This is a genomic window from Tissierella pigra, assembly GCF_018917845.1.
In the GTDB taxonomy this organism is placed as follows: domain Bacteria; phylum Bacillota; class Clostridia; order Tissierellales; family Tissierellaceae; genus Tissierella; species Tissierella pigra.
On record NZ_JAHLPJ010000001.1, the window covers coordinates 3,218,034 to 3,229,613 of the forward strand.

Annotated in this window: 13 protein-coding genes; all 13 read right to left on the reverse strand. The window is 33.3% G+C overall.

Translation table 11 applies throughout. The features are described from left to right. Window positions 1-75 precede the first annotated feature (75 nt). Window positions 76-1,140 carry a peptide chain release factor 1 gene (prfA, locus tag KQI41_RS15820; protein WP_216585656.1) on the reverse strand — a complete coding sequence of 355 codons (1,065 nt, stop codon included), beginning with the start codon at window positions 1,138-1,140 and terminating at the stop codon, window positions 76-78. 33 nt (window positions 1,141-1,173) lie between these two features. Further along, entirely contained in the window at window positions 1,174-1,692 is a 519-nt protein-coding gene (locus KQI41_RS15825; protein WP_216585657.1) for a chromate transporter, read from the reverse strand. Continuing rightward, the gene (locus tag KQI41_RS15830; RefSeq protein WP_216585658.1) at window positions 1,689-2,231 is read right to left on the reverse strand and encodes a chromate transporter; all 543 of its coding nucleotides are present in this window, start codon (window positions 2,229-2,231) and stop codon (window positions 1,689-1,691) included. Before KQI41_RS15830 ends, KQI41_RS15825 begins: the two co-directional genes overlap by 4 nt. Window positions 2,232-2,245: 14 nt before the next feature. Beyond that, the gene (gene prmC, locus KQI41_RS15835) at window positions 2,246-3,079 is read right to left on the reverse strand and encodes a peptide chain release factor N(5)-glutamine methyltransferase (protein WP_216585659.1); all 834 of its coding nucleotides are present in this window, start codon (window positions 3,077-3,079) and stop codon (window positions 2,246-2,248) included. Continuing rightward, window positions 3,073-4,017 (reverse strand): DUF1385 domain-containing protein, encoded by a 945-nt coding sequence (locus KQI41_RS15840; RefSeq protein WP_216585660.1) that lies wholly within the window; start codon window positions 4,015-4,017, stop codon window positions 3,073-3,075. The genes prmC and KQI41_RS15840 overlap by 7 nt, the downstream gene beginning before the upstream one ends. 567 nt (window positions 4,018-4,584) lie before the next feature. Beyond that, the gene (rpmE, locus tag KQI41_RS15845; RefSeq protein WP_154438482.1) at window positions 4,585-4,785 is read right to left on the reverse strand and encodes a 50S ribosomal protein L31; all 201 of its coding nucleotides are present in this window, start codon (window positions 4,783-4,785) and stop codon (window positions 4,585-4,587) included. Between the two features lie 95 nt (window positions 4,786-4,880). Next, entirely contained in the window at window positions 4,881-6,236 is a 1,356-nt protein-coding gene (rho, locus tag KQI41_RS15850; RefSeq protein WP_216585661.1) for a transcription termination factor Rho, read from the reverse strand. A gap of 167 nt (window positions 6,237-6,403) precedes the next feature. Then, window positions 6,404-7,372 (reverse strand): class II fructose-bisphosphatase, encoded by a 969-nt coding sequence (glpX, locus tag KQI41_RS15855; RefSeq protein WP_154438486.1) that lies wholly within the window; start codon window positions 7,370-7,372, stop codon window positions 6,404-6,406. An 11-nt stretch (window positions 7,373-7,383) separates the two neighbouring features. Then, window positions 7,384-8,031, reverse strand: a complete 648-nt coding sequence (gene fsa, locus KQI41_RS15860; RefSeq protein WP_216585662.1) for a fructose-6-phosphate aldolase — start codon at window positions 8,029-8,031, stop codon at window positions 7,384-7,386. 70 nt (window positions 8,032-8,101) lie between these two features. Continuing rightward, window positions 8,102-8,953 (reverse strand): class II fructose-1,6-bisphosphate aldolase, encoded by an 852-nt coding sequence (locus tag KQI41_RS15865; protein WP_154438490.1) that lies wholly within the window; start codon window positions 8,951-8,953, stop codon window positions 8,102-8,104. Between the two features lie 182 nt (window positions 8,954-9,135). Next, complete coding sequence (gene arcC / locus KQI41_RS15870) at window positions 9,136-10,074, reverse strand: carbamate kinase (protein ID WP_154438492.1); 939 nt, start codon at window positions 10,072-10,074, stop codon at window positions 9,136-9,138. Window positions 10,075-10,140: 66 nt separating this feature from the next. Next, window positions 10,141-10,959 (reverse strand): 3-keto-5-aminohexanoate cleavage enzyme, encoded by an 819-nt coding sequence (kce, locus tag KQI41_RS15875; RefSeq protein WP_216585663.1) that lies wholly within the window; start codon window positions 10,957-10,959, stop codon window positions 10,141-10,143. Between the two features lie 222 nt (window positions 10,960-11,181). Then, window positions 11,182-11,565, reverse strand: coding sequence for a 3-aminobutyryl-CoA ammonia lyase (gene kal / locus KQI41_RS15880; protein WP_216585664.1), 384 nt, complete (start codon window positions 11,563-11,565; stop codon window positions 11,182-11,184). Between the last annotated feature and the right edge of the window lie 15 nt (window positions 11,566-11,580).

Consider the following 11,580-nt stretch of genomic DNA (forward strand, 5'->3'; position numbering starts at 1 on the left):
TAGCGTTTAAACAAGATTTTAAGGGGTTTTCAGTATTATAAAAAAATCGACTTTGGTCTACCAAAGTCGATTTTTTTATTCTCCACTTAACTTTTCTGCTTGATCTGATGTGATTAAAGAATCTATCATTTCATCTAAGTCTCCATCTACGAAAGCATCTAATTTATACAGTGTTAAGTTAATTCTATGGTCAGTTACCCTTCCTTGAGGGAAATTATAGGTTCTAATTCTTTCGGATCTATCTCCTGATCCTACCTGCCCCTTTCTTTCCTGTGCAATTTCTGCTTCTTGGTCCATTAACATTTGATCATAAATCCTAGTTTTAAGTATTTTCATTGCCTTTTCTCTATTCTTAATTTGGCTTCTTTCATCTTGACAGGCAACTACTACTCCTGTTGGTATATGTGTAATTCTAACTGCTGAGTCTGTAGTGTTAACGTGCTGTCCACCTGCTCCTGAAGATCTATAAATATCTATTTTTAAATCCTTTTCTTGAATTTCTATATCTACATCTTCAGCTTCTGGTAACACCGCAACTGTAGAAGTAGACGTATGAATTCTACCACTAGCCTCAGTTTCTGGCACTCTCTGAACTCTGTGTACTCCTGATTCATATTTTAATCTACTATATGCACCTTTACCTTTTATCATAAATATTACTTCTTTAAACCCACCTATACCTATTTCATTACTACTCATTACTTCTACTTTCCATCTATTTCTCTCTGCATATCTTGAGTACATTCTAAATAATACTCCTGAGAATAAAGCTGCCTCGTCTCCACCAGCTCCACCTCTTATTTCCACTATAACGTTTTTGTGGTCATTAGGGTCCTTTGGTATAAGCAATACTCTAAGTTCTTCTTCTATAGCCTGTAAGTTTGTTTCTAATTCCTTTATTTCTTCCTTAACTAATTCCTTCATTTCATCATCTAGCTTATCTCTAAGCATTTCCTTAGCATCTTCTAAACCATCTCTAGTTTCTCTAAATTCTCTGTACTTAAATACTATAGGTTCAATATCTGAATGTTCCTTCATAAGTTTTTGCCATAATTCTCTATCGTTTATTACTTCCATATCTATTACTTTTTCACCAAGTTCATTATATCTAGCTTCAATTGAAGCCAATTTATCTAACATATTATTCCTCCTTCTACAATTTCAATTTTGAAATTAATATATAAATACCCCCACTACTCCTGCTAATACAATAACCAATATTGGATGCAGTTTTTTGAATGATGTTAAATAGAAAAGTATTGCCATCAATACAAAACTTTTTATATCTATAATTGCATCCTTAGCAACTGTCAAGCTAGCAGATGTAATTAATCCTAAAACCACTGGTCTTATTCCTGTAAATGCCCAAGATACATAAGGCGAACTTTTAAACTTAGATAGAAAATGGGCAATTATAAGTATTATAACTATAGATGGTAATACTACACCAACTGTTGCTGCAACTGAACCTAAGAATCCTCCTACCTTATACCCTAAAAATGTAGCAGAATTTATAGCAATAGGCCCCGGTGTCATTTCTACTACAGCTAATATATCTATAAATTCTTTTGTAGTTATCCAACCATGAACATCTATTAGCTCTTTCTGTATTAGAGGCAACATAGCATAGCCTCCACCAAAACTAAAGGCACCTATCTTTAAAAAAGATATAAAAAGTTTAAGTATATTCATATCTTTTTCTCCTTATTTTTAAAATAAACTATTGAGCCAATAGAGGAAATAAGGATTATAACTATTGGACTTAAATCTAGAAATAGTATAGAAAATATCGTAAGTAATGCTCCTATTATCATAGTTTTATTTAGCTTCATAGTTTTTCCTAACTTATATACAGCAGAAAATATTAAAGCCGATACAGCTGGTCTAATTCCTAAAAACACCTTTTCTATAATAGGATTACCTCTATACCCCCAGAAAAATATAACAATCAAAAGTATAATAATAAATGAAGGAAGGATAGTTCCTAATGTACATACTAAAGCACCTTTAAGACCTGCTTTCTTGTAGCCCACATATGTACTGGTATTTACAGCTACAGGTCCTGGAGTCACTTCTGCTATAGCCAATATATCCACAAATTCATCTGATGTAAGCCAATTATTTTCTTCTACGACCTCCCTTTGAATTAGTGGAAGCATTGCATATCCACCACCAATAGTAAATGCACCTATTTTAAAAAATGACCAAAATAGTTTAAATAATAATTCCACTTAAAGCACCACCTTTACCCTTTAGTACCATAGACTACTCTATCTAGTCCTTGTAAGTCTTTTAATATGGAAACATTACTAAAACCTTCTTTTATCAAAATATCGCTAACAGATTTTCCCTGATCGAATCCTATTTCATATATTAAAAGTCCATTATCCACTAAATATCTCTTGCTTTCCGCTGTAATCTGTCTATAAAAATTTAATCCGTCCATTCCACCGTCTAATGCAATTCTTGGCTCAAAATTCTTTACTTTAATATCTAAATCTTTTATCTTTTCTGAAGCTATATATGGAGGATTAGACATTATTATATGAAACTTTAAATCCAATCCGTCTAAGGCTTTAAATAAATCGCCTTTAAAAAAGTTTACGTTAGTTAGATCGAACTTTTCCTTATTTATATTTGCTACCTTAATAGGAATATCTTCAATATCTATACCATAAACCTCTGCATCCTTACAATAGTTAGCAATACTTAATGAAATTGCACCACTGCCTATTCCAATATCTAGTACATCAATATTCTTGCCATTATATCTTTTATTTATATAATCTATGACATATTCTACCAAAATTTCAGTATCAGGTCTAGGGACTAAAACTCCATCCTCTAGATAAAATTCTAGTCCCATAAACTCTCTTTCTTTTAGGATATATTGAATAGGATACCCTTTAATTATATTTTCCATAAAATATATAAATTTATCTTTTATTTCTTTTGAAACCTGTTTTTCTCCATAGGTATAGATATAGGATTTATCCACATTTAGTAGTTTACATAAGATTAAAATTCCTTCCAATGAGAAGTCCTTATATTTCCTACGCAGTTCATCTATAGTTACCATTTATCCTCTTCCTTATTATCCGTCAGTACTGCCTTTAAAGATTCTATAGCCACTTCAATCTGCTCTCCATCTGGTTCCCTTACAGTTGCCAGTTTTTGAATCATTAGTCCTGGATAGGATAAGATATACGCCAATTTACCACTACTCTTTCCGATTAATCTATTTATTTCATAGGATATACCTGCAATTACAGGAAACATTAGGATTCTCACTAAAAATCTTTGTAAAGGATTCGGCCATCCAAAAAATGAAAGAACCAAAATACTGACTATCATAACCATAAACAAAAAACTAGTTCCACATCTAGGATGAAGAATTGGATATTTCTTTACATTTTCTACAGTCAATTCTTCTTCATTTTCATAACAATGAATGGTTTTATGTTCTGCACCATGATATTCAAAGACTCTTTTTATATCTTCTAATTTAGATACTCCAATTATATATATTAAAAACACAACTATTCTAACTAATCCCTCTAAAAGATTTAGCCCTATGGAACTCTGTATCTTTGTCTTAAAGAAATTAGTCAAAATAGTAGGTAAAATCATAAATAAACCTACAGCTAAAACTAAGGAAGTAACTACTGCAAAAATCATTTCTACATCTTTAGCCTTATCTTTAAATATCTTTTCTGTAAAGCTTTCCTTAGTTTCTTCCTCTTCTTCAAAGAATTCTGCTGAGTACATCAGTGCATTGGTACCAAATAGCATTGCTTCTATTAGCCCTACTACCCCTCTTATAAAAGGTAGTTTAAATATTTTATATTTCATCCCTAAAGTTTGGAGTTTCTCTACCTTTATTTCAATTTCCTTATCTGGCTTTCTAACAGCCATTGCAATCTCCTTAGGCCCACGCATCATAACTCCTTCAATTAAGGCTTGACCGCCAATACTTGTAATATGTTTTGGCACTCTATCTATATTTTTTATTTTCATATACTCACCCCTCTTTTTTGGTGAATAACTAATAGTGAACGGCTTAAAGGGAAATTCTAAGTTCTAGCTAATAGTTTCAAGTTTACTTGAAACTACCATAACTATTTATTATTAGTTATTCACTGCTTTTTTATTATTCAAGTTAATTGTAGTTCTAAGTTTGGTTACGCAGTACTGAAGCTCAAATTCACTTGCTCGGTTACACTCGTATAGATTTGGTTCTCGTTGCGTTTGACCTACTTGTTCTGGTATTTGAGTTGATTCTAGCTCTCAGTCTGGTTACGCAGTTTCAAACACCAATTTATTTACTCGTTACACTCGTATAGATTTGGTTCTCGTTGCTTTTGACCTACTCGATCTATTATTTAAGCTGATTCTAGCTCTCAGTCTGGTTACGCAGTTTCAAACTCCAATTTATTTGCTCGTTACACTCCCATAGATTTGGTTCTCGTTGCGTTTGACCTACCTACAGTTCACTCGCTACGCTCCTTCACTGGGTTAGGTCATAAAGGTCATAAAAAATAAAGGTTAGTTGCTATAGCATCTAACCTAGTTTTTTTGACAAAATTAGTCTCTGTTGTATTTTTTCTTAAACTTCTCAACACGTCCGCCACGCTCAGCAAATTTTTGACGGCCTGTAAAGAATGGGTGACATTCTGAACAGATTTCTACTTTTAGTTCATCTTTAACTGAACCTGCTTTAAATGTATTGCCACAAGCACAAGTAACATTAACTTCATTATAATTTGGATGAATATCCGCTTTCATTCCTTTCACCTCTTTCCGACTGCTAGTCTATAGCAAAAAAACATTTTTCTATAATTCAACCATTAAATTATAGCATATATTATTTTAGTTTTCAACTATAACCAAATTTTATTTCTCATTTCATTTATAAATTGTTCATTGTCCTTAGACCTTAGTAAGGAATCTATTAAAGTCTCAGTTACATCCTGCGTAGGAGCATTACCTAGAGCTTTTCTTATGCCCCAGATTGTCTCAAGTTCTTTTTGAGAAAGAAGTAGCTCTTCTCTCCTAGTACCTGATTTATTAATATCTATTGCTGGAAAAATTCTCTTTTCAGACAACTTTCTATCTAGATGTATTTCCATATTACCTGTACCTTTGAATTCCTCAAATATAACATCGTCCATTCTACTTCCAGTTTCTACTAAACCTGTGGCTAAAATAGTTAAGCTACCGCCTTCTTCCAAATTTCTTGCTGCACCAAAGAATCGCTTAGGTTTGTGCAATGCTCCAGGGTCTAATCCTCCTGATAAGGTTCTCCCTGTAGCTGGAATAGTTAAGTTATAAGCTCTAGCCAATCTTGTAATACTATCCAATAAAATAACCACATCTTTCCCATGCTCCACAAGGCGTTTTGCCCTTTCAAGGACAATTTCCGCAACCTTAGTATGATGTTGAGGTTGCTCATCAAAAGTAGAGTAAACCACATCACCTTTTACAGACCTTTTCATATCTGTTACTTCCTCTGGTCTCTCATCTATTAGTAATACAATTATTTCCACCTCTGGATGATTTTCCGATATACTATTGGCAACCATTTTGAGTAAAGATGTTTTTCCGGCTTTTGGGGGAGAAACGATCATTCCTCTTTGTCCTTTTCCAATAGGTGCAATTAAGTCTATCATTCTAGTGGATAAATCAGATGAATTTGTCTCAAGTTTTAATCTTTTATTTGGATAAATGGGGGTTAAATTATCAAAATTAGGTCTTTTAATAGACGTTTCTGGATGCATTCCATTGACAGATTTAATATATAGAAGAGCTTTATATCTTTCACCGGGATTTGGGTCACGTGTTACTCCAAATATCTTATCTCCTGTTTTTAATCTAAATCGCCTTATTTGTGAAGGAGAAATATATATATCTTCGTCACCTGATTGGTAGTTATCTGATCTTAAAAATCCGTATCCATCTGTATGTAACTCAAGGATTCCTTCAGCAGTGTTTATAACCTCCATATTCTCTAATCCTTCTGCTACTTTTTCAGGTAATTTTTCCGTGTTAATAACTTTTGTTCTAATATCTTCTTTATTTTCTTCCATATTACTTTCCTTTTCTTCTAATACATAACTTTGAAGTATTATATCGATTAACTCATCCTTTTTATACTTATAAGGACTAGCTATGTCTTGAAGCTTTGCAATTTCTCGTAATTCACTAATCTTTTTCCCTGACAGTTCCTGCTCCGTCAAATATAACACCTCCTAGGCTTACGCCAATTTTAAATTGTGAATTGTGAATTTTGAATGGAAAAGATTAAAACCAATCCTCATACTTAAAAACATAATGTTTTTAAGTATGAGGTTTTAATTCACAATTCAACATTCAAAATTTACAATTATAAATTTCCTTTAGAAATTTATTTCGCGTATTCAGGTTTCTTGTCTAACTTATGTGTTGCCTCTATGAATCTAATGGTGCCTGTTTCTCTCCTAAGAACTAAAGTATGAGTAGTTGCAACATTGTTTTCTAAGTATTTAACACCTTGAAGTAACTCTCCATGGGATACTCCTGTTGCTGCAAAGACTATTTCATCTCCTTTTACAAGGTCATCTGTTTTATATACTTTATTTAAATCAGCACCCATTTCTATACATCTTTGTTTTTGTTCATCAGTTGCAGGATGTAGAATTCCTTGAAATTCTCCTCCCATACATTTTAGAGCAGCAGCAGTAATTACCCCTTCTGGAGCTCCTCCTATACCTACCATCATATCTACTCCTGTATTTTCAAAACAAGTGTTAATAGCAGCTATTACGTCTCCATCAGTAATCATTCTAATTCTAGCTCCTGCTTTTCTTATATCTTCTGCTAATTTATCATGTCTTGGTCTATCAAGCATAGTTATAGTAACCTCAGATATATCCTTATCTAAAGCCTTAGCAACATTGGCAATATTTTCTTCTATAGGCTTTTTAATATCTATAACTCCTGCAGCCTTTGGACCTACTGCAATTTTATTCATATAAGTATCTGGTGCATGAAGCATACAGCCCCTTGGAGCTATGGCAACAACCGAAACAGCATCTGGTCTACCAAAGGCTATGGAACTAGTTCCATCAAGAGGGTCTACAGCTATGTCTATTTTTAAACTATCAGGTCCTGCAATCCCTATTTGTTCTCCAATATATAACATAGGAGCCTCATCTATTTCTCCTTCACCGATAACTACTACTCCATCTATATTTACAGTATCAAACATTCTTCTCATGGCATCAACAGCAGCTTGATCTGCAGCATTTTTATCTCCTCTGCCTAAAAATTTTGCACTGGCTAATGCTGCTGCTTCAGTTACTCTTCCTAAATTTAAAGCCAAGTTTCTATCCATTTTAACACTCCCTATTTAGTTTGTAAACTATCCCAGTCCTTTAAAAATTTGTCTATACCAATATCAGTTAAAGGATGGTCTAACATTTGTAAAAATACCTTATAAGGTATAGTTGAAATATGAGCTCCTGCTTTTGCCGCATCTAATACATGAATACCGTGCCTTATACTTGCAGCAATTATTTCAGTATCTATATTATGAACATTAAATACATTTACTATATCCTCAATAAGAGATATTCCTTCATTTCCTATATCATCAAGTCTGCCAATAAAAGGACTTACATAAGTAGCTCCTGCACGAGCTGCCAATAATGCTTGATTAGCAGAAAAAATTAAAGTTACATTGGTCTTTACTCCTTCAGATGATAAGACCTTTACAGCCTTTAATCCTTCTTTAGTCATAGGAATCTTTATTACTATATTTTTGTGAATCTTAACAAGTTCCCTTGCTTCCTCTAACATACCATCCTTTTCTAAAGAAATAACTTCTGCACTAATGGGTCCATTAACTATTTCAGCAATTTCTTTAACAACCTCTTTAAAATCTCTTCCTTCCTTAGCAATTAAACTAGGATTAGTAGTCACTCCTGAAATTATTCCCCATTCATTTATTTCTCTTATTTCATCTATATTTGCAGTATCAATAAAAAACTTCATAAATCTTCCCCCTCTTTTTCTAGTGAATAACTCTATTCACTACCCCTAGTTATGGATAACCAAAATGAATCTAAGCTTTATTAACTGAACCAAATATCTCCATCTTTTCTTTAATCTTTGCTTTCATTTGTTCTTTAGCAGGTGTTAAGATTTTTCTTGGATCTATATTAGCTGGATTGTCTTTTATAAAGTTTTTTACTCCTTCAGCAAAAGCTATTCTCAAATCTGTATCTATATTTATTTTAGATATTCCTAAAGAAATAGCCTTTTTCAAAGCTTCTTCTGAAACTCCTGATGAACCATGTAATACTAGTGGTACAGATATGGTTTCTCTTATGGTCTTTATTCTATCGAAATCTAGTTTTGGCTCTCCCTTATATACTCCATGGGCAGTTCCTACAGCTATGGCTAAAAAGTCCACATCTGTTTCATTTACAAATCTTAAAGCTTCTTGTGGATCAGTAAAAGTAGCATCTTTTTCATCTACAGTAATATGGTCTTCTGTTCCGCCAATTTTTCCTAGTTCTGCCTCAACTGAAACTCCAACAGCTTTAGCCACTTCTATTACTTTCTTAGTATAAAGAATATTTTCCTCCAATGGGAATCTAGAACCATCAATCATTACAGAAGAAAATCCATGTCTAATACATAACATTACTTGATCAAAATCTGTACCATGGTCTAGATGAAGTGCTACTGGAACCTTAGCATTTCTAGCTGCAAGTTTTCCTAAAGCCGATATATACTCGATTCCTGCATATTTAATGCCACCTTGACTAGCTTGAAGTATAACTGGAGAATTAGTTTCCTCTGCTGCTTCAATAATAGCTTGAATTATCTCCATATTATTAATATTAAAAGCTCCTACAGCATATCCTTTTTTCTGTGCATCTAACAATAATTCTTTTCCCGTAACTAACATTAATACAACCTCCATTTTCATTATAATAAATAGGTAAATTCCACCTCTTTATTACCTAAATTAAAAACTCTCCATAAACAAGTTTCCAGAAAAGCTTCCTCAATAAATATTTCAATGAACTTTTCTTATTATATACTATTATATCAAATTTCTAAAGTATTACAGCTACAAATTCAAACTATTTACTTAGATATTATGGTTCCGCTTTCTCCTTTTAATGACTGCCTAGCTTGGAATAGTGAGCATATATGGGATTTTCCACCAGTTTTCGCAAACTGTAGAGCGGCTTCTATCTTTGGACCCATGCTTCCCTTAGCAAAATGTCCTTCTTCTATATAGTTCATAAGTTCAGATACCTGAATTTTTTCTATGGATTTTTGTTCAGGTTTTCCATAATTAATATAAGCATTATCTACATCTGTTAAAATCATAAATATATCTGCGTTTATTTCCTCTGCTAATTTACAGCTGCTTAAATCCTTATCTATTACAGATTCTATTCCAGAATATGTTCCATTTTCTTCTCTAATTACTGGAATACCTCCTCCACCTCCTGCGATTACAATAACATCATCATCCACTAATTTTTTTATTACTTCCTTTTCTAAAATTCCTATAGGCTTAGGTGAAGCTACTACCCTTCTAAATCCTCTTCCTGAATCTTCTTTTAATAGCCATCCCTTTTCTTCTTTCAAAATTAAAGCCTCTTCCTCTGTATAAAATGCACCTATAGGTTTACTTGGGTCTTTAAACTTTTCATCATCCTTTGATACTTCCACTCTAGTGGCTAAAGTTATAACTTCTTTATTTATCCCCAATTTGTTTAGTTCATTTTTTAATGATTGTTGAATCATATATCCAATGAATCCTTGAGTTTCAGCAGTTAGTACATCTAATGGCATTTGAGGTACGACTTCCTTAGCCTCCTCATTTTGTCTAAGGAGATTACCTACCTGTGGTCCATTTCCATGACTGATTATTAGCTGATAACCTTCTTCTACGAGCTTTGCAAGTACTTCACAGCTTTTTCTTACATTTTCCAATTGAGTTTCATAGTTTGGTTCCTGCTTAGGTTGAAGTATAGCATTTCCTCCTAAGGCAATCACTACTCTTTTTTCCATAATATCCTTCCTCCTTATTCCAAAATAACTCCGATTTCCAGTATCACCAGAAATCGGAGTTATTTTTTATCTTTTGTTTAGACCTAGTATTTCTCTTGCTTCATCTGGAGTAGCTATTTCTCGTCCTAATTCTTTTGCAATTCTTACAACTCTTTCTACTAATTCTCCATTAGATTTAGCCAATACTCCCTTGTCTATAAATACATTATCTTCAAAACCTACTCTAACATGACCACCCATAGCTATTGCTATAGCTGCCATAGGGAATTCATGTCTGCCAATACCTGCTACTGTCCAAGTAGAGCCTTGTGGTATACTCTCTACCATAAATACTAAATCTCTTGCACTTGCTGCCATTTGTACTCCTAATACAAAGTCAAAGTGCATTGGTTCTTTTATAAATCCTTGTTTAGCATATTTAATGGCATAGTCAATCATACCCTTATCAAATACTTCAACCTCTGGTTTAACTCCTCTTTCAATCATAAGTCTACCAAAGTTTTTTATAGTGTTTTCAGTATTTACAAATATTTCATCTCCACCAAAGTTACAAGTACCACAGTCTAAGGTTGCCATTTCTGGCCCTAGTTCTGTTGGTTGAAGTCTTTCTTCATCAGTCATACCAACTGCTCCACCTGTGGAAGGTTGGATTATAACATCTGGGCATCTTCTTAATATTTCATCCATACAAGCCTTAAATCTATTTTTATCTTGAGTAGGTGTTCCATCATCTTCCCTAACATGAAGGTGAATTATACTAGCCCCTGCTTTATAAGCTGATTCTGCTTCTCTACCTATTTCTTCTACAGTATAAGGAACTGCTGGATTATTTTCCTTAGTTACCTCGGCACCACAAATAGCAGCTGTAATGATTAATTTTTCCATAAAAACGCCCCCCTTATTATTAGTGAATAGTTAATAGTGAATAGTGAATAACTAATATAAGCAGAGTACCAAAATTGTGGTTTTCAATTTTGTGTGCATCGCTTAGTTTGTTTATCTAGTGAATAGTTATGGGAGCTTCCAATAAATTGGAAGCAATTAATTAGACCCCAAAGCTTCGCTTTAAACTATTCACTTTTCACTTTTCATTATTCACTGTTTTCTTTATTTTCTTATTTTATCTTTAGGTACTACACAAGTTCCTTCTGCTCTGCATACTACCAATGGTTCCTCTAATAAATCACAAGCAGAGTCGCTTATATCTGTTCTTGGTACTATTACTTTTCTAGCTTCAAATACCATCTTTCTAGAAGTATTTCCTACTTTTACAATTTCTCCTACTGCTTCAATATAATCTCCTGCATATACTGGTGCTGTAAACTCTACTTTATCATAAGCTACAAACAGCCCCTCATCTCCATCATGTCTAATAAGTAACTCCGTAGCAACATCTCCAAATAATGCCAACATTCTAGCACCGTCTACTAAGTTTCCACCATAATGAGCATCCTGTGTACTCATTCTAAGTCTAATCATAGCTTTTTCCATAGTGAACCCCCTTGA